The organism is Geobacillus sp. Manikaran-105 (assembly GCF_002809955.1).
Classification (GTDB): domain Bacteria; phylum Bacillota; class Bacilli; order Bacillales; family Anoxybacillaceae; genus Geobacillus; species Geobacillus thermophilus.
The window spans coordinates 18,119-35,395 of record NZ_PIJG01000030.1; the positions used below are offsets into that span (position 1 = coordinate 18,119).

18 protein-coding genes, 1 pseudogene and 1 riboswitch are annotated in these 17,277 nt (G+C 55.2%); of the genes and pseudogenes, 18 read left to right on the forward strand and 1 reads right to left on the reverse strand.

The features are described 5' to 3' along the window. Positions 1-76 precede the first annotated feature (76 nt). The 12 genes from CV945_RS10170 to CV945_RS10225 all read left to right on the forward strand — a co-directional run bounded on the left by CV945_RS10170 (position 77) and on the right by CV945_RS10225 (position 11,004). On the forward strand, positions 77-2,464 hold the full coding sequence (locus CV945_RS10170) for a 3-hydroxyacyl-CoA dehydrogenase/enoyl-CoA hydratase family protein (RefSeq protein ID WP_100659694.1): 2,388 nt from the start codon (positions 77-79) through the stop codon (positions 2,462-2,464). A gap of 27 nt (positions 2,465-2,491) precedes the next feature. Then, positions 2,492-3,667, forward strand: coding sequence for an acetyl-CoA C-acetyltransferase (locus CV945_RS10175; protein ID WP_050367772.1), 1,176 nt, complete (start codon positions 2,492-2,494; stop codon positions 3,665-3,667). A gap of 232 nt (positions 3,668-3,899) precedes the next feature. After that, positions 3,900-5,684, forward strand: coding sequence for an acyl-CoA dehydrogenase family protein (locus CV945_RS10180; RefSeq protein WP_033010365.1), 1,785 nt, complete (start codon positions 3,900-3,902; stop codon positions 5,682-5,684). 79 nt (positions 5,685-5,763) lie between these two features. Beyond that, positions 5,764-6,141, forward strand: coding sequence for an arsenate reductase family protein (locus CV945_RS10185; RefSeq protein ID WP_033010367.1), 378 nt, complete (start codon positions 5,764-5,766; stop codon positions 6,139-6,141). A gap of 93 nt (positions 6,142-6,234) precedes the next feature. Next, positions 6,235-6,618 (forward strand): glycine cleavage system protein GcvH, encoded by a 384-nt coding sequence (gene gcvH, locus CV945_RS10190; protein WP_033016348.1) that lies wholly within the window; start codon positions 6,235-6,237, stop codon positions 6,616-6,618. Positions 6,619-6,691: 73 nt separating this feature from the next. Next, a complete protein-coding gene (locus tag CV945_RS17785) occupies positions 6,692-6,832 on the forward strand; it encodes a DUF2553 family protein (RefSeq protein WP_233205007.1) in 141 nt (46 codons plus the stop codon). A 171-nt stretch (positions 6,833-7,003) separates the two neighbouring features. Next, on the forward strand, positions 7,004-7,363 hold the full coding sequence (locus tag CV945_RS10200) for a ribonuclease M5 (protein WP_100659697.1): 360 nt from the start codon (positions 7,004-7,006) through the stop codon (positions 7,361-7,363). After that, positions 7,360-7,674, forward strand: a complete 315-nt coding sequence (locus tag CV945_RS10205) for a thioredoxin family protein (RefSeq protein WP_094239171.1) — start codon at positions 7,360-7,362, stop codon at positions 7,672-7,674. The genes CV945_RS10200 and CV945_RS10205 overlap by 4 nt, the downstream gene beginning before the upstream one ends. Positions 7,675-7,828: 154 nt before the next feature. Next, positions 7,829-8,173 carry a hypothetical protein gene (locus CV945_RS10210; RefSeq protein WP_063329822.1) on the forward strand — a complete coding sequence of 115 codons (345 nt, stop codon included), beginning with the start codon at positions 7,829-7,831 and terminating at the stop codon, positions 8,171-8,173. Positions 8,174-8,246: 73 nt separating this feature from the next. Continuing rightward, positions 8,247-8,356: riboswitch (SAM riboswitch) on the forward strand. A 92-nt stretch (positions 8,357-8,448) separates the two neighbouring features. Next, positions 8,449-9,477: a methionine ABC transporter ATP-binding protein gene (locus CV945_RS10215; RefSeq protein WP_100659695.1), complete on the forward strand. Its 1,029-nt coding sequence runs from the start codon at positions 8,449-8,451 to the stop codon at positions 9,475-9,477. After that, complete coding sequence (locus CV945_RS10220; protein WP_020961126.1) at positions 9,467-10,135, forward strand: methionine ABC transporter permease; 669 nt, start codon at positions 9,467-9,469, stop codon at positions 10,133-10,135. The genes CV945_RS10215 and CV945_RS10220 overlap by 11 nt, the downstream gene beginning before the upstream one ends. Positions 10,136-10,149: 14 nt before the next feature. Then, positions 10,150-11,004 (forward strand): MetQ/NlpA family ABC transporter substrate-binding protein, encoded by an 855-nt coding sequence (locus CV945_RS10225; protein ID WP_100659696.1) that lies wholly within the window; start codon positions 10,150-10,152, stop codon positions 11,002-11,004. Between the two features lie 105 nt (positions 11,005-11,109). On the opposite strand, the gene CV945_RS10230 is transcribed toward CV945_RS10225, so the two are convergent. Then, positions 11,110-11,301: a hypothetical protein gene (locus tag CV945_RS10230; RefSeq protein ID WP_033010372.1), complete on the reverse strand. Its 192-nt coding sequence runs from the start codon at positions 11,299-11,301 to the stop codon at positions 11,110-11,112. Positions 11,302-11,366: 65 nt separating this feature from the next. Between CV945_RS10230 and CV945_RS10235 the strand changes: the two are divergent. The 6 genes and pseudogenes from CV945_RS10235 to sufB all read left to right on the forward strand — a co-directional run bounded on the left by CV945_RS10235 (position 11,367) and on the right by sufB (position 17,165). Next, positions 11,367-11,763, forward strand: a pseudogene (locus tag CV945_RS10235) (carboxymuconolactone decarboxylase family protein). 233 nt (positions 11,764-11,996) lie between these two features. Further along, positions 11,997-12,776 carry a Fe-S cluster assembly ATPase SufC gene (gene sufC / locus CV945_RS10240; protein ID WP_011232465.1) on the forward strand — a complete coding sequence of 260 codons (780 nt, stop codon included), beginning with the start codon at positions 11,997-11,999 and terminating at the stop codon, positions 12,774-12,776. A gap of 17 nt (positions 12,777-12,793) precedes the next feature. Further along, positions 12,794-14,104 (forward strand): Fe-S cluster assembly protein SufD, encoded by a 1,311-nt coding sequence (gene sufD / locus CV945_RS10245; protein WP_063193246.1) that lies wholly within the window; start codon positions 12,794-12,796, stop codon positions 14,102-14,104. Then, a complete protein-coding gene (locus CV945_RS10250) occupies positions 14,101-15,321 on the forward strand; it encodes a cysteine desulfurase (RefSeq protein ID WP_063329817.1) in 1,221 nt (406 codons plus the stop codon). Before sufD ends, CV945_RS10250 begins: the two co-directional genes overlap by 4 nt. Next, positions 15,311-15,745 (forward strand): Fe-S cluster assembly sulfur transfer protein SufU, encoded by a 435-nt coding sequence (gene sufU, locus CV945_RS10255; protein ID WP_015375744.1) that lies wholly within the window; start codon positions 15,311-15,313, stop codon positions 15,743-15,745. The genes CV945_RS10250 and sufU overlap by 11 nt, the downstream gene beginning before the upstream one ends. Before the next feature lie 22 nt (positions 15,746-15,767). Beyond that, the gene (gene sufB, locus CV945_RS10260; RefSeq protein WP_015375743.1) at positions 15,768-17,165 is read left to right on the forward strand and encodes a Fe-S cluster assembly protein SufB; all 1,398 of its coding nucleotides are present in this window, start codon (positions 15,768-15,770) and stop codon (positions 17,163-17,165) included. Positions 17,166-17,277 lie beyond the last annotated feature (112 nt).

Genomic DNA, 17,277 nt, shown 5'->3' on the forward strand with positions numbered 1-17,277 from the left:
AGAGAACGTTTTCACGGCTATTTTTTTCGCCGAAAAATGAATGATGATTCATTCAATGGTGTGAGGGGGAACCGAAATGGCAAAACGCATTCGGCGCGCTGCGGTGCTTGGGTCCGGCGTCATGGGTTCGGGCATTGCCGCCCATTTGGCGAACGTCGGCATTCCGACGCTGCTGTTGGATATCGTGCCGCGGGAATTGACGAAAGAGGAAGAAGCAAAAGGTTGGACGCTCGAGCATAAACAAGTGCGCAACCGCCTCGCCAATCAGGCGCTCGAGCGGATGAAAAAGCAAAAGCCGGCGCCGCTGATGGCTCAAGACAATCTGGCGCTCATTGAAACCGGCAACTTTGAAGACGATTTCCATCGGCTGGCGGATGTTGATTGGATCATTGAAGTCGTCGTCGAAAACTTGGATGTCAAACGAAGCGTTTTCGCCCGCGTTGACGAGGTGCGGACGCCGGGGACGATCGTCAGCTCGAACACATCCGGCATCTCGATCGCCGCGATGGCGGAGGGGCGTTCGGATGATTTCAAAAAACACTTTTTAGGCACGCATTTCTTCAATCCGCCGCGCTATTTGAAGCTGCTTGAAATCATCCCGACGGAGCATACCGATCCGGATGTGGTCGCCTATATGAAAACGTTCGCCGAAGACGTGCTCGGCAAAGGCGTCGTGATGGCGAAAGATACGCCGAACTTCATCGCCAACCGGATCGGCACGTATGGCTTGCTTGTCACTGTCCGCGAGATGATGCAAGGGGGCTACAGCGTCGGCGAGGTTGATTCGGTGACGGGGCCGCTCATCGGCCGGCCGAAAAGCGCGACGTTCCGCACGCTTGACGTCGTCGGACTCGATACGTTCGTGCATGTCGCCAACAATGTGTATGAAAACGTCGAAGGGGAAGAAAAAGAGGCGTTCCGCGTGCCGGAGTTTATGAACACGATGCTTGAAAACGGCTGGCTCGGCAGCAAATCTGGACAAGGGTTTTTCCTCAAGCAAGGAAAAGACATTCTCGAGCTGAACTACGTCACGATGCAATACGAGCCGCGCAAAAAGCTCGTCACCTCGGCGGTGGAAATGGCGAAGCAGGCGAAAGGAACGGCCGCCAAGTTGCAAACGCTCGTCTATGCGGACGGCGACCGCGCGGGAACGCTCCTTTGGAACATCATCGCACCGACGTTGCTGTACACCGCCCGCCTTGTCGGGGAGATCGCTGACGACATCGTGGCGATCGACCGGGCGATGAAGTGGGGGTTCGGCTGGGAGCAAGGCCCGTTTGAACTGTGGGATGCGATCGGCCTCGAGAAGTCGGTGCGGAAAATGCAGGCGGAAGGGCGTGATGTTCCGGCGTGGATTACGGACATGCTCGCCGACGGAGCCGCATCGTTCTATCAAACCGAAAACGGCCGGCTGTTCTATTATGCGCCGGGCGGGTATAAACCAGTAGAAGAAAGCGAAAAAGTCATCCACATCCGCCGGCTGAAGGAACAGCGGGGCGTCATCAAGAAAAATGCGGGTGCAAGCCTCATCGACCTCGGCGACGACGTGGCGCTTTTGGAGTTCCATTCGCCGAACAACGCAATCGGTGCGGACATCGTGTACATGATCAACGAGGCGCTTGAGGAAGTGAACCGCAATTACAAAGGGCTCGTCATCGGCAACCAAGGGAAAAACTTCTGCGTCGGCGCCAACTTGGCGATGATGCTGATGGAAGCGCAAGATGAAAACTTCTTTGAATTGGAGCTTGCCGTCCGCCAGTTCCAGCAAGCGCTCATGCGCGTCAAATATAACCCGAAACCGGTCGTCGTCGCGCCGTTTGCCATGACGTTAGGCGGCGGGGCGGAAGTGAGCTTGGCGGCTTCACGCATCCAAGCGGCGGCCGAGACGTACATCGGGCTCGTCGAAGTCGGCGTCGGCTTGATTCCGGGCGGCGGCGGCAACAAGGAGCTGTACATCAAACGGTTGAACAGCCTGCCGCGCGGCGTGGACGTCGACTACGTCAAAATCGCGGCCAGCGTATTTGAAACGATCGCCATGGCGAAAGTGTCGACGTCAGCGGCGGAAGCGCGCGAGCTTGGCTTCTTGAATCACCGCGACGGCATCACGATGAACGGCGACCATCTGCTGTATGAAGCGAAACAGGCGGTGCTCTCGATGTATGAGGAAGGGTACCGGCCTCCTGTAAGGAAGAAAGTGCCGGTGGCCGGCGAAAGCGGCTATGCGGCCATGCTGCTTGGGGCGCAGTCGATGTTCCATTCCGGCTACATCAGCGAGCACGATTTGAAAATCGCGAAAAAATTGGCGTACGTCCTGGCCGGCGGAAAAGTGCCGTACGGAACGGAAGTCGACGAGCAATATTTGCTCGATCTCGAGCGCGAGGCGTTTTTGAGCCTCATCGGCGAGCCGAAGACGCAAGCGCGCATGCAGCATATGTTGGTGAAAGGAAAACCGCTCCGCAACTAAAGCGGGGGATTCAAGGGGGGGACTGGCGTGAGAGAAGCGGTCATTGTCGCGGGAGCGCGCACACCGGTCGGCAAGGCGAAAAAAGGAACGCTCGCCCATACGCGGCCGGACGATTTGGGAGCGCTCGTTGTCAAGGAAACGTTGAAGCGTGCAGGGAACTATGATGGGAATATCGACGACTTAATTATCGGCTGCGCCATGCCCGAGGCGGAGCAAGGACTGAACATCGCCCGCAACATCGGGGCGCTCGCCGGGCTGCCGTACACGGTGCCGGCGATTACGATCAACCGGTATTGTTCGTCCGGCCTGCAGGCGATCGCCTATGCGGCCGAACGGGTCATGCTCGGCCATTCGGATACGGTCATTGCCGGCGGGGTTGAATCAATGAGCATGGTGCCAATGATGGGCCATGTCGTCCGCCCGAACGCCCGCCTGGCCGAAGAGGCGCCGGAATATTACATGTCGATGGGGCACACGGCCGAGCAAGTGGCGAAAAAATACGGCGTGAGCCGCGAAGATCAAGACGCGTTCGCGGTGCGCAGCCACCAGCGCGCCGCGAAGGCGATTGCCGAAGGAAAATTCAATGAAGAAATCGTGCCGGTCGAGGTGACGGTGCGCAAAGTAGAAGGCAACAAACTCGTTGAGGAGAAAGTCGTCTTTACACAAGATGAAGGCGTGCGCCCGGACACGAATATGGAAACGCTCGCGAAACTGCGCCCGGCGTTTGCCGCCAACGGCACGGTCACAGCCGGCAACGCGTCGCAAATGAGCGACGGGGCGGCGGCGGTCATGGTGATGGACCGTGAAAAAGCAGAGTCGCTCGGTTTAAGGCCGCTTGGCAAGTTCCGCTCGTTTGCCGTCGCCGGCGTGCCGCCGGAAGTGATGGGGATCGGCCCGGTCGCGGCGGTGCCGAAAGCGTTGAAGCTCGCCGGCCTTGAGCTGTCCGACATCGGCTTGATCGAGCTGAACGAAGCGTTCGCGTCCCAGTCGATTCAAGTCATTCGCGAGCTCGGGCTTGACGAAGAGATCGTCAATGTCAACGGCGGGGCGATTGCGCTCGGCCACCCGCTCGGCTGCACGGGCGCGAAGCTGACGTTGTCGTTGCTTCATGAAATGCGGCGCCGCAACGTCCAGTTCGGCATTGTGACGATGTGCATCGGCGGCGGCATGGGCGCAGCCGGCGTGTTTGAACTGCTGCCATAAGGAAGCCGGACGAGTTGGCCGTCGGACGGATCGACCGCCCTAGGTCAAAGCGGTTCGGCTGCCGGTCCCAAGTCGGCAAGAGGGCCGAAACAAGGAGATGAATGCTGGATTAGAGAACTGACGAAAATCGCGCCCCGGCGCAGCCGCCAGGGCGCCTAGGCCAACACGATCAAAGGTTGCTGGGCGGATGCCGCCCGGATTATCCATCATTTTTCGGGGGAGGAAACGAACGATGGCGAAAACAATGGAAGAAGCGATCAAAGGCGGCAGCTTTTTAATCGAAGACATTCCGGCCGAGCGCGTCTTTACGCCGGAAGATTTCACCGACGAGCATCATATGATTGCCAAAACGACGGAAGAGTATGTTAACAATGAAGTGCTCCCGCAGCTGGAGCATTTGGAAAACCATGAGTTTGACCGTTCCGTGAAACTGCTTCGCAAAGCGGGCGAACTCGGTTTGCTAAGCGCCGACATTCCGGAAGAATACGGCGGGTTGGGTCTGGATAAAGTGAGCTCGGCCATCATCGCAGAACAGATGGCGCCGGCCGGCGGTTTTGCGATTTCGCACGGGGCGCACGTCGGGATTGGCTCGCTGCCGATCGTCTTGTTCGGCACGGAAGAACAAAAGCAAAAATATTTGCCGCAGTTGGCGACTGGCGAAAAAATCGCCGCCTATGCCTTGACGGAGCCGGGATCGGGTTCGGACGCCCTCGGCGCGAAAACGACGGCGAAATTGAATGCAGAAGGAACGCATTACATTTTAAACGGCGAAAAGCAATGGATCACGAACTCCGGTTTCGCCGATGTGTTCGTCGTCTACGCGAAAGTGGACGGCCAGCACTTTACGGCGTTCATCGTGGAACGCGACTTCCCGGGCGTTTCAACTGGTCCGGAAGAAAAGAAAATGGGGATTAAAAGCTCGTCGACGCGAACGCTCATTTTGCAAGACGTGCCGGTGCCGAAAGAAAACGTGCTCGGTGAAATCGGAAAAGGCCATGTCATCGCCTTCAACATTTTAAACATCGGCCGCTACAAGCTTGGGTTAGGGGCGGTCGGCGGCGCGAAACGGGCGCTTGAAATCACGCTCAAATACGCGAACCAACGCCAGCAGTTCAAACGCCCGATTTCGCAGTTTACGCTGACGCAAGAAAAATTTGCGACGATGGCGTCGCGTCTGTATGCGGCGGAAAGCTCGGTGTACCGCACGGTCGGCTTGTTCGATGAACGGATGGGCCTGCTCGATGGGGAAAAAGCGAAAGACGGCAAGGAAGTGGCGAAATCGATTGCCGAATACGCGATCGAGTGCTCGCTGAACAAGTTTTTCGCGACCGAGGTGCTCGATTACATCGTGGACGAAGGCGTGCAAATCCACGGCGGCTACGGCTTCATGCAGGAATACGAAATTGAGCGCGCCTACCGCGATTCGCGCATCAACCGCATTTTTGAAGGGACGAATGAAATCAACCGCCTGCTCGTGCCGGGCATGTATTTGAAAAAAGCGCTAAAAGGCGAGCTGCCGCTCTTCCAAAAAGCGCAGCAGCTGCAAGAAGAGCTGATGATGATGACGGCCGAAGAACCGGGAACGGGCGCGCTCGAACAAGAGAAATATTTGGTGCGCAACGCGAAAAAAATCGCCTTGATGGTCGCCGGGCTAGCGGCGCAAAAATTCGGTCCGAAAATTGAGGAAGAGCAAGAAGTGCTCGTGAACATCGCCGATATTGTCGCCAACATCTATGCCATGGAATCGGCGCTTCTCCGCACCGAAAAAGCGATTAATGCGGGCGGGGAAGAGAAACACAAACAAAAATTGCTCTATACGCAAATTTTCTGCCAAGAGGCGTTCAATGAAATTGAGGCGCATGCGAAAGAAACGCTTGTCGCCGTCGAACAAGGCGACACGCTGCGGATGATGCTCGCCGCTCTCCGCCGGTTGACGCGCCATACGCCGATCAATGTGATCGCGAAAAAACGCGAGGCGGCTGCCGCCCTCATTGAAGCGGAACGGTATATTGTGTGATAATGGGAAGTGCCAGGCGTTTGCCTGGTGCTTCTTTTTCCATGAATTCCAAGCCGTCGAATGAAAGGGAGGAATGCGGATGGCGCTGACGCTCTACTGGTATCCAAAATGCGGAACGTGCCGGAAGGCGAAGCGTTGGCTCGATGAACACGGCATTGAGGTGCAAACGGTGCATTTGGTCGACGAGCCGCTGACGAAAGAACAGCTCGCCGACTTGCATCGAAAAAGCGGGCTGCCGCTCAAAAAATTTTTCAATACAAGCGGCATGAAATACCGCGAACTCGGATTGAAAGACAAGCTCGATGGCGCCTCGGAAGACGAGATGCTCACGTGGCTCGCCTCGGACGGCATGCTCGTCAAGCGGCCGATTTTAACGGACGGGGAGCGGGTCGTGGTCGGATTCCGCGAACAAGACTACGAATCGTGTTTTGCCGGGCGCGTTTCGACGGAAACATAAAAAATTTGGCCGAAATGAAATGAATTCAGTGAGTTTTGGCGAAAAATCGGTTATGATGAAAAAGAACACAACTTGCCGCACTGGAGGGATTTGATGAACACGCCGAAAGAACTCCGTTATTCGAAAGAGCATGAGTGGGTGCGCGTCGAAGGGGACAAAGTGCGCATCGGCATCACCGATTTCGCCCAATCGGAGCTGGGCGACATCGTGTTTGTCGAGCTGCCGGAAGTCGGCGCGGAACTGACAGCGAACGAGCCGTTCGGCAGCGTTGAGTCGGTGAAAACCGTCTCGGAATTGTATGCGCCGATCAGCGGCACGGTCGTCGAAGTGAACGAAGCGTTGAACGACAATCCGGAATATGTGAACGAATCACCGTATGAAAAAGCATGGATGATCGTTATTGAGCCGAAAGACTTAAGCGAAGTGGACAACTTGTTGACGGCCGAACAATACGAAGCGATGATCAACGAAGGATAAACGTTCCTGCAAAGTTCGCTTCGAACCGGGCCCCCTATACATACCGGAATGTGATGAAAAAGGGGTGCTCGTGATGGTGCTGCAAACGAAGCAACTGGATGTCACGGACCGGGTCACCGGCAAATGGAACGGCCGCACGATCGAACTGTACGAGGGAGGCGAGCTCATCGGCCGCCTTCCGCTTCCTGCGGCTGTAGCGTGGAAAAACGGATAAAGCGAGCAAATGGAAGAATTTGAAAATGGGTCACCGCTACCGTTGAACCGGATCAAAAATATGTCGACTGCGACGGGGAGGCGGGCTGGTGTTAGGAGGCAACGGCGGATGGCCGTTGCTTTTCTGTTGCCATACAATATTGTATCCTCATTCACGTTAGGTGGGTCGGACATGCGACAGGTGGAAAAAGTGATTATTGTGGAAGGGCGGTCAGATAAGGAAAAAGTGGCGGCCGTGCTGAACGAGCCGGTTGTCATCATTTGCACGAACGGCACGATCAGCGATGCGCGCCTTGAGGAGCTGGCCGATGAACTCGAAGGGCGGGATGTGTACGTGCTCGCCGATGCCGATGAGGCGGGGGAAAAATTGCACCGGCAGTTCCGCCGGGTGTTTCCGGAAGCAGGGCATATTTACATTGACCGGGCGTATCGCGAAGTGGCCGCCGCCCCGATCTGGCATTTGGCGCATGTGCTGCTGCGCGCCCATTTTGACGTCCGTATCGAATCGTTCATGAGAGGAAGAGGCGAGTGAACACAATCGGTCGAAACGATATTAAGCGAATGGTGGAAGGGGAGCCGCTTCTCGCTCTTTCGTTGTATACCCCGCTGTGCGGCACGTGCCAGTTGGCGAGGCGCATGCTTGTTGTCCTAGAACAATTGTTTCCGGACATACCGTTTTGCGAAACGGACATCAACTACATCCCCGAGCAGGCGGCGGCGTGGAAAATTGAAAGCGTTCCGTGCTTGCTTCTTTTCGCCGGCGGAGAGATCATCGGCAAATGGTATGCGTTCCATTCGGTCCCTTATTTGTACGAAGCAATCCGCGCCCGTTTGCCGCGCTGACGATCCGCCGTTTTTTGACGCCGTTTGACACATTTCTTGGGAAATGACAAAAACGGCGTTGGTTCGCCACGGCGGCTGTCGAGATTTTTGTAAAGGATTCTCCCCCTTCGGCATGGAAATAAAAGGACAAAGGAGATGGGGGGGAGGATGCTCAATGGAAATGCGCGAGTTGGTAGGGCAGTTTATGGAACGGATGCAAACGTTGCGCCATTTGTTGCCGATTTTGCCGGATGAGCAGCTGTATGTCCGCTTTGAAAGCGAGGAAGAGACCGCCATCGTGGCGCTCGGCAAGGAGCTTGCCGCCGGAAGGGAACCTGATGAACGGAACGTCTTGACGGTGCGCGGCTCCAAAAAAGCGCTTTGCTCGCTTTTAGGCGGCGAGCTGAAGCTGCAGCAGCTCGTCCGGCTGCGCGAAGTGCATGTATCGGGAAGCTTTCGTCATCTGTTGCTGCTTGAGTCGCTCCTCCATTTGGCTAAGCCGTATCGGCATGTTGGGTGAAATTTTTATTGACAATGTTCGACACAAGGTGATACAATCACAGCTGTAGTCAATCGAATAGGCGATTGTTGCGCTCTTATCAAGAGAGGTGGAGGGATGTGCCCAATGAAGCCCGGCAACCGTCAGCGCGTGCGCTGAAAAGGTGCCAATTCACACAAAGCGGCCTGCTTTGAGAGATAAGAGACGGAATGGTGCACAATACCTTTCTGTTCTCTGCGGGCAGAAAGGTTTTCTTTTTGCGCTCCGCCGCCTTGGGGAGGAAGGAAGGTGAAACGATGATTACACTCGAACATGTGACAAAAATCTATCAAGCGGCTAACGGCTCGGTCACGGCCGTCGACAATGTGTCGCTTGAGATTCGCGAAGGGGAAATTTTCGGCATTATCGGCTACAGCGGCGCGGGGAAAAGTACGCTCATCCGCTTGCTCAATGGGCTCGAGAAGCCGACGGGCGGCCGGGTGGTCGTCGCCGGCCGCGACATGGGGCGCATCAAAGGGCGGGAGCTGCGCAAGGCGCGTCAAGAGATCGGGATGATTTTCCAACATTTCAACTTGCTTTGGTCGCGCACAGTGCGGGAAAACATTGCGTTTCCGCTCGAGATTGCGGGTGTTCCGAAAGCAGAGCGGCAAAAACGGGTCGATGAACTGATCGAGCTCGTCGGGCTCACGGGGCGGGAAGAGGCGTATCCGTCGCAGTTGAGCGGCGGGCAAAAGCAGCGTGTCGGCATTGCCCGGGCGCTCGCCAACAACCCGAAAGTGCTGCTTTGCGACGAGGCGACATCGGCGCTCGACCCGCAGACGACCGATGCGATTTTGGACCTGCTTGTCGACATCAACAAGCGGCTCGGGCTGACGATCGTGCTCATCACCCATGAGATGCACGTCATCCGCAAAATTTGCGACCGCGTCGCCGTGATGGAAAACGGCAAAATCGTTGAGCAAGGCGAAGTGTTGCATGTGTTCCGCAACCCGCAGCAGCCGATCACGAAGCGGTTCGTCAAGCAGCTCGTCGAGCCGGAAGAGACGGAAGAGGCGATTTCCCATTTGTTTGGCCAATATCCGAGCGGGCTGATCGCGCAGCTGACGTTTGTCGGCGCGGCGGCCGGCCAGCCGCTCATCAGCCAGGTCGTGCGGCAATTTGCCGTCGATATGAATATTTTGCAAGGGAAAATTTCGCAAACCCATCAAGGCGCTTATGGGGTGCTGTTTGTGCACATCGATGGGGCGGCGGATGAAATTGCCCGGGCGCTTGACTACATTCAAAGCCAGCAGGTGGCGGTGGAGGTGATTCACGATGCTCGCTAACCTCCTGCCGAACGTCCAATGGGAGACAATGTGGGCGGCGACGGTCGAGACGCTGTATATGACGGGAGTGGCGGTGGCGGCCACTTTCGTCCTCGGAATCGTTCTTGGCTTGCTTCTATTTTTGACAGCGAAGGGCAACCTATGGGAAAACCGGTTTGTCAATACAGTGATTGCGGCGTTTGTGAACATTTTCCGCTCGATTCCGTTTATTATTTTGATCATTTTGCTCATTCCGTTTACCACCTGGCTTGTTGGGACGATGCTTGGCGCCAATGCGGCGCTGCCGGCTTTGGTCATTGGGGCCGCGCCGTTTTACGCCCGCATGGTGGAGATTGCCCTTCGCGAAATTGATAAAGGCGTCATCGAAGCAGCCCAAGCGATGGGCGCCTCAACGTGGACGATCATTTGGAAAGTGCTGCTGCCGGAATCGTTGCCGGCGCTCGTCTCCGGCATTACGGTGACGGCCGTGTCGCTCGTCAGCTATACGGCGATGGCTGGAGCCATCGGCGCCGGCGGGCTTGGGAACTTGGCGTATTTGGAAGGATTCCAGCGCAGCCATAACGATGTGACGTTTGTCGCGACCGTGTTGGTGCTCGTCATTGTCTTTGTCATTCAGTTGATCGGTGACGTTGTCACTTCCAAAATTGATAAACGATAAGGAGGAAGAAAACGATGAAAAAATGGCTTGGCGCCCTGTTCGCTGCTGTTCTTGTCTTCACTTTGGCGGCGTGCGGCGGCAACGACAACAACAACGCGGCCGAGGGGGGCAAAGGCGGCGAATTGGTGAAACTGAAAGTCGGCGCGTCGAACGTGCCGCACGCGGAAATTTTGGAAAAAGCGAAACCGATTTTGAAAGAAAAAGGAATCGACTTGGAGATCATTACGTTCCAAGATTACATCTTGCCGAACAAAGCGTTGGCTGATAAAGACATCGACGCCAACTACTTCCAGCACATTCCGTACTTGGAATCGCAAATGAAAGAACACGGCTATGATTTCGTCAACGCCGGCGGTATTCACATTGAGCCGATCGGCCTGTATTCCAAAAAATACAAAAGCATTGAAGAACTGCCGGACGGCGCGACGGTCATCATGAGCAACTCGGTCGCCGACCATGGCCGCATTTTGTCGATGCTGCAAGAAAAGGGGCTCATTAAGCTGAAACCGGGCGTCGATAAAACGAAAGCGACGGTCAACGACATCGTCGAAAACCCGAAACATTTGAAATTTAAAGCGGACGTCGATGCTGGACTTCTGCCGCAAATTTACAAAAATGGCGAAGGCGATGCGGTTTTGATCAACGCCAACTATGCGCTTGACGCCGGTTTGGACCCGGCGAAAGACCCGATCGCCGTGGAGTCGCCGAAAAACAATCCGTATGTGAACATTGTGGCGGTGCGCAAAGGCGATGAAAACCGAAAAGAAATCAAAACGCTTGTCGAAGTGCTGCAATCGAAAGAAATTCAAGATTTCATCAAAGAAAAATACCACGGCGCCGTCATTCCAGCGGCGACAAACAATCAATAACGGAAGCGAATCGCTTCCGTTATTTTTTGCACAAAAAAGAGCCGCACGAAAGTTCAAAACCGTTTTGGATGGAGAGACGCCGCGGCCGGTCTGTTTTCCTGCGCTTCATCGGTTGTTCAAACGCGCCAGTACGGCGGCGAGCATGACGATGATGACGCAGTTTTGCAGGGCGACCACTGTCGTTAAACTGAAGATGACGTCCCCGTGTTCACCGAGAATGCTGCCGATGATGATCCATGCCAAAAACGAAGCGAAAGCGGCGGTTAAGGCAAAGACAACCCAACGAATCAATGGCATTGCCCCCTTTCCTATGATGATGGGAGTGGAACAGAACCATTCGTTTTCATCATGACATTCCGTCGATGTTGGCGAAACGGTGGTGTTTCCACACCCTTTCAATACCATTCGTTTATGCATCGGTCGAATCCTCCCTTCACCGCTACAAAGAAGGGATAGGGGCGTTCACCCAAAAAACTTCCGAACGTAGCCGAGCGGTTTAACGCGTTTACGGAAGCGTGCTTTGCCGAGGGGGCGCTGTCGAAAAAAGAAAAACAATTAATCGCCCTCGGCATCAGCCTGGCGGCGCAAGACGAGTATTGCACGATTTACCATGCGAAAGGCTGCCTTGATGAAGGAGCGTCGGAACGGGAAATTTTGGAAGTATGCGCGGTGGCGGCCGCGTTTGGCGGCGGGGCGGCGATGAGCCAGGCGGTGACGCTCGTGCAAGAATGCCTCCGCGAGCTGCGGGCGGCTCACTAGACTCCGGAAAAAACGGGGTCTTTTTTTTGCAAAAACTCGTACAAGCTTGAGGTTTTCGTGTAAAATAGTAAAAGGCGCTGTTTTTTCACACGGTCATCGTGAAAAACAGAGCAGGGAAGTTGCAGGCAGTTTTCATTTGTTATAAAATTGTAATGAGAATAAAATGAGAATGAGCGATCGCTAGAAGACAAGCGAGCGAATTGACTCTCAATTGAGAATTGGAGGTATGCTGCATGGCGGTATTGACGATTCGCAATCTCCACGTCGCCGTGGAGGGAAAGGAAATTTTAAAAGGAGTGGACTTGGAAGTCAAAGGTGGGGAAATCCACGCCATCATGGGCCCGAACGGAACGGGGAAGTCGACGTTGGCATCGGCCATTATGGGCCATCCAAAATATGAAGTGACAGAAGGATCGGTGACGCTCGACGGCCAGGATGTCCTCGAGATGGAAGTCGACGAGCGGGCGCGCGCCGGCCTGTTTTTGGCGATGCAATATCCGAGTGAAATCAGCGGGGTGACGAACGCCGACTTTTTGCGCGCGGCGATCAACGCCCGCCTTGGCGAAGGCAACGAAATTTCGCTTATGAAATTCATCCGCAAGCTCGATGAAAAAATGGCGTTTTTGGAAATGAATCCGGATATGGCGCACCGCTATTTGAATGAAGGATTCTCGGGCGGGGAGAAAAAGCGGAACGAAATTTTGCAGCTGATGATGCTTGAGCCGAAAATCGCCATTTTGGACGAGATCGACTCCGGCCTCGATATCGACGCGCTCAAAATCGTCGCCAAAGGCGTCAACGAAATGCGCAGCAGCGAGTTCGGCTGTTTGATCATCACCCACTACCAGCGGCTGCTCAACTACATCACCCCGGATTATGTGCATGTCATGATGCAAGGGCGCATCGTCAAGTCCGGCGGTCCGGAGCTGGCGCAGCGGCTTGAGGCGGAAGGGTACGACTGGATCAAAAAAGAACTCGGCATCGAAGACGAAACGGTCGGACAAGAAGCGTAAGCGTTAGGAGGAGGACTATGGCGACAGAAACGAAAATCCCATTCGATGAAACCTACATCCGCACGTTCTCAAGCGGACGCGGCGAACCGGGCTGGCTGACCGAGCGGCGCCTTGAGGCGCTTCGGTTGGCGGAGCGGCTGCCGCTTCCGAAACCGGAGAAAACGAAAATCGACAATTGGAACTTCACTGGCTTCTCACGCCATGCCGTTGACAGTGCGCCATATGCCGGCCTCGATGACTTGCCTGAAGCGGTCAAGGCGCTCATGCAAGCCGGCGAAGGAACGAAAAATTTGTACGTGCAGCGCAACCATACGCCGGCGTATGTGTCGCTATCCGATGAGTTGAAGGAGAAGGGCGTCATTTTCACCGACATCTTCACCGCAGCGCGCGAGCATGGCGACTTGCTGAAAAACTATTTGATGACGGCGGTCAAGCCGGATGAGCACCGCCTTGCCGCGCTCCATGCGGCTCTGCTCAACGGCGGTGTGTTTGTCTATGTCCCGAAAAATGTGGAGATTGAAACGCCGCTTCAGGCAGTCTATATTCAAGACGAAGACGACATCGCCTTGTTTAACCATGTCATCGTCGTGGCGGAAGACAACAGCCGCGTCGTGTTTGTCGAAAATTATATATCAGCAAGCCGCGAAGGAAACGCGGTCGTTAATGTGGTCGCCGAGGTGTTTGCTCAAGCGAACGCAAGCGTCTTTTTCGCCGCTGTCGACCATTTGGCCAAAGGCACCACGACGTATGTCAATCGGCGCGGCATCGCCGGGCGCGATGGACGGATCGAATGGGCGCTCGGGCTGATGAATGACGGCAATACGGTCTCCGAGAACATCACCCGCCTTGTCGGCGACGGCTCGTTCGGCGATACGAAAACGGTCGCGGTCAGCCGCGGCGAGCAAGTGCAAAACTTTACGACGAGCGTCATCCATTACGGCAAGCATACAGAAGGGACAATTTTGAAGCACGGTGTTGTCCGCGACAGCGCGACCTCGATTTTCAACGGCATCGGCAAAATTGAGCACGGCGCGTCAAAATCGAACGCCGAGCAGGAGTCGCGCGTCTTGATGTTGAGCGAAAAAGCGCGCGGCGATGCGAACCCGATTTTGTTGATTGACGAAGACGACGTCATGGCCGGCCACGCCGCTTCTGTCGGGCGCGTTGACCCGATCCAATTGTATTACTTAATGAGCCGCGGCATTCCGAGACGCGACGCGGAACGGCTCATCATCCACGGCTTTTTGGCGCCGGTCGTCGAAGCAATTCCGATTGAAGGCGTGAAAAACCAATTAATTGAAGTGATTGAAAGGAAAGTTCAATCATGAATGTAAACGACATTCGCGCGTTGTTTCCAATTTTGCATCAGGATGTCAACGGCCATCCGCTCGTTTATTTCGACAGCGCGGCGACATCGCAAAAGCCGCTGCCGGTGATTGAGGCGCTTGACCGCTATTACCGCGAGTACAACTCGAACGTCCACCGCGGCGTCCATACGCTCGGGACGAAGGCGACCGATGCGTACGAAGGCGCGCGCGAAAAAGTGCGGCGGTTTTTAAACGCCCAATCGACGCAGGAAATCATCTTTACGCGTGGCACGACGGCATCGCTTAATTTGGTCGCCTCCAGCTACGGGCGCGCCAACGTCAAAGAAGGCGATGAGATCGTCATCACGTACATGGAGCATCACAGCAACTTGATTCCGTGGCAGCAGCTGGCGAAACAAACGGGGGCGACGTTAAAATACATTCCAATGCAGGAAGACGGCACGATCGATCTGCGCGATGTCGAGGCGACCGTCACCGAAGCAGCGAAGATTGTCGCCATTGCTCATGTATCGAACGTGCTTGGGACGATCAACCCGGTGCGGGAGATCGCCCGCATCGCCCATGAGCGCGGGGCGGTCGTCGTCGTCGATGCGGCGCAAAGCGCTCCGCATATGAAGGTCGATGTTCAGGAACTTGATTGCGATTTTCTCGCCCTTTCCGGCCATAAAATGTGCGGGCCGACGGGAATCGGCGTATTATATGGCAAAAAGAAATGGCTTGAGCAGATGGAGCCGGTCGAGTTCGGCGGCGAAATGATCGATTTTGTCGAGCTGTACGACTCGACGTGGAAAGAGCTGCCGTGGAAGTTTGAAGGCGGCACGCCGATCATCGCCGGGGCGATTGGCCTTGGTGCAGCGATCGATTTCCTTGAACAAGTCGGCTTGGACGCCATCGCCGCCCATGAGCATGAGCTGGCGCAATATGCGCTTGAACGAATGGCGGACATCGAAGGCGTCACCGTCTATGGCCCGAAAGAGCGGGCGGGGCTTGTGACGTTTAACATCGACGGGGTGCATCCGCACGATGTGGCGACTGTCCTTGACGCCGAAGGAATCGCCATCCGCGCCGGCCACCATTGCGCCCAGCCGCTCATGAAATGGCTCGGCGTGACGGCGACCGCCCGGGCGAGCTTTTACCTTTACAATACCAAAGAGGAAATCGATGCATTCATCGCCGCATTACAGAAAGCGAAGGAGTACTTCAGCCATGTCTTCTAACCATCCGTTGGACCAGCTTTACCGCCAAGTCATTATGGATCATTATAAAAACCCGAGAAACCGCGGGGTGCTTGAAGGAACGAACGTCGATGTCAACATGAACAACCCGACGTGCGGCGACCGCATCCACTTGACGATGAAAGTTGAAGACGGAAAAGTCGCCGACGTCAAATTTGAAGGGGAAGGCTGTTCGATTTCGATGTCGTCGGCGTCGATGATGACGCAGGCGATCAAAGGGAAAACGGTGGAAGAAGCGCTTCGGCTCGCCCACATTTTTTCCGACATGATCCAAGGGAAAGAGTACGACGATTCCGTCGACCTTGGCGACATTGAAGCGCTCCAAGGCGTTTCCAAGTTTCCGGCCCGCATCAAATGCGCGACGCTCGCGTGGAAAGCGCTCGAAAAAGGACTGCATCACCACTAAGTCTAAAGGAAGGTGAACCGAGATGGCGAAAAAAGCACCGGAAATCGGTGAATACAAGTACGGCTTCGTCGACAAGGACGTCTCCGTCTTCCGCGCCCAGCGCGGCTTGACGCGTGAAGTCGTCGAAGAAATTTCGCGGATGAAAAACGAACCGCAATGGATGCTCGAGTTCCGCTTAAAAGCGCTCGACATCTTCTACAGCAAACCGATGCCGCAATGGGGCGGCGACTTGTCAAGCCTCGATTTCGATGAAATTACGTACTACGTCAAACCGACGGAAAAATCGGGCCGTTCGTGGGATGAGGTGCCGGCGGAGATCAAAGCGACGTTCGATAAATTAGGGATTCCAGAGGCGGAACAAAAATATTTGGCCGGCGTCTCGGCGCAATACGAATCGGAAGTCGTCTACCACAACATGAAAGAAGATCTCGAAAAACTCGGCGTCATCTTTAAAGACACCGACTCGGCGCTGAAGGAAAACGAAGACTTGTTCCGCGAGTATTTCGCCAAAGTCGTGCCGCCGACGGACAACAAATTTGCGGCGCTCAACTCGGCCGTCTGGTCGGGCGGTTCGTTCATCTACGTCCCGAAAGGCGTCAAAGTCGATACGCCGCTTCAGGCGTACTTCCGCATCAACTCGGAAAACATGGGGCAGTTTGAACGGACGCTCATCATCGTGGACGAAGGGGCGCACGTCCATTACGTCGAAGGCTGCACGGCGCCGATTTACACGACGAACTCGCTTCATAGCGCGGTTGTGGAAATCATCGTCAAAAAAGGCGCCTACTGCCGCTACACGACGATCCAAAACTGGGCGAACAACGTCTTCAACTTGGTGACGAAGCGCGCCGTCTGCGAAGAAAACGCGACGATGGAATGGATCGACGGCAACATCGGCTCGAAGCTGACGATGAAATACCCGGCCGTCATCTTAAAAGGCGAAGGGGCGCGCGGCTTGACGCTGTCGATCGCCATCGCCGGCAAAGGGCAGCACCAAGACGCCGGGGCGAAAATGATCCATTTGGCCCCGAATACGTCATCGACGATCGTCTCGAAGTCGATCTCCAAGCAAGGCGGAAAAGTCACGTACCGCGGCATGGTCCATTTCGGCCGCAAAGCGTCCGGCTCGCGCTCGAACATCGAATGCGATACGCTCATTCTCGACAACCAGTCGACATCGGACACGATTCCGTACAACGAAATTTTAAACGACAACATCTCGCTTGAGCACGAAGCGAAAGTGTCGAAAGTGTCGGAAGAGCAGCTGTTCTACTTGATGAGCCGCGGCATTTCCGAGCAGGAAGCGACGGAAATGATCGTCATGGGCTTTATCGAGCCATTCACAAGAGAGCTGCCGATGGAATACGCGGTCGAGATGAACCGCTTGATCAAGTTCGAGATGGAAGGAAGCATTGGATAATCTTGATCATATCAAGGGGCTGACCCAAAAGTCCGCCAAAAAGCGGACTTTTGGAGTCAGCCCTCTCTGGTTTTTGTATATTTTACCAAACGGAACAAAATTCCGACTCTGT

Coding starts and splice junctions, on each gene's coding strand:
- CV945_RS10180 (WP_033010365.1), top strand. CDS start 3,900: ATGGCGAAAACAATGGAAGAAGCGATCAAAGGCGGCAGCTTTTTAATC.
- sufC (WP_011232465.1), top strand. CDS start 11,997: ATGGCGGTATTGACGATTCGCAATCTCCACGTCGCCGTGGAGGGAAAG.
- CV945_RS10210 (WP_063329822.1), top strand. CDS start 7,829: ATGGAAATGCGCGAGTTGGTAGGGCAGTTTATGGAACGGATGCAAACG.
- CV945_RS10250 (WP_063329817.1), top strand. CDS start 14,101: ATGAATGTAAACGACATTCGCGCGTTGTTTCCAATTTTGCATCAGGAT.
- CV945_RS17785 (WP_233205007.1), top strand. CDS start 6,692: ATGGTGCTGCAAACGAAGCAACTGGATGTCACGGACCGGGTCACCGGC.
- sufU (WP_015375744.1), top strand. CDS start 15,311: ATGTCTTCTAACCATCCGTTGGACCAGCTTTACCGCCAAGTCATTATG.
- CV945_RS10185 (WP_033010367.1), top strand. CDS start 5,764: ATGGCGCTGACGCTCTACTGGTATCCAAAATGCGGAACGTGCCGGAAG.
- CV945_RS10230 (WP_033010372.1), bottom strand. CDS start 11,301: ATGCCATTGATTCGTTGGGTTGTCTTTGCCTTAACCGCCGCTTTCGCT.
- gcvH (WP_033016348.1), top strand. CDS start 6,235: ATGAACACGCCGAAAGAACTCCGTTATTCGAAAGAGCATGAGTGGGTG.
- CV945_RS10225 (WP_100659696.1), top strand. CDS start 10,150: ATGAAAAAATGGCTTGGCGCCCTGTTCGCTGCTGTTCTTGTCTTCACT.
- sufD (WP_063193246.1), top strand. CDS start 12,794: ATGGCGACAGAAACGAAAATCCCATTCGATGAAACCTACATCCGCACG.
- CV945_RS10200 (WP_100659697.1), top strand. CDS start 7,004: ATGCGACAGGTGGAAAAAGTGATTATTGTGGAAGGGCGGTCAGATAAG.
- CV945_RS10220 (WP_020961126.1), top strand. CDS start 9,467: ATGCTCGCTAACCTCCTGCCGAACGTCCAATGGGAGACAATGTGGGCG.
- sufB (WP_015375743.1), top strand. CDS start 15,768: ATGGCGAAAAAAGCACCGGAAATCGGTGAATACAAGTACGGCTTCGTC.
- CV945_RS10215 (WP_100659695.1), top strand. CDS start 8,449: ATGATTACACTCGAACATGTGACAAAAATCTATCAAGCGGCTAACGGC.
- CV945_RS10170 (WP_100659694.1), top strand. CDS start 77: ATGGCAAAACGCATTCGGCGCGCTGCGGTGCTTGGGTCCGGCGTCATG.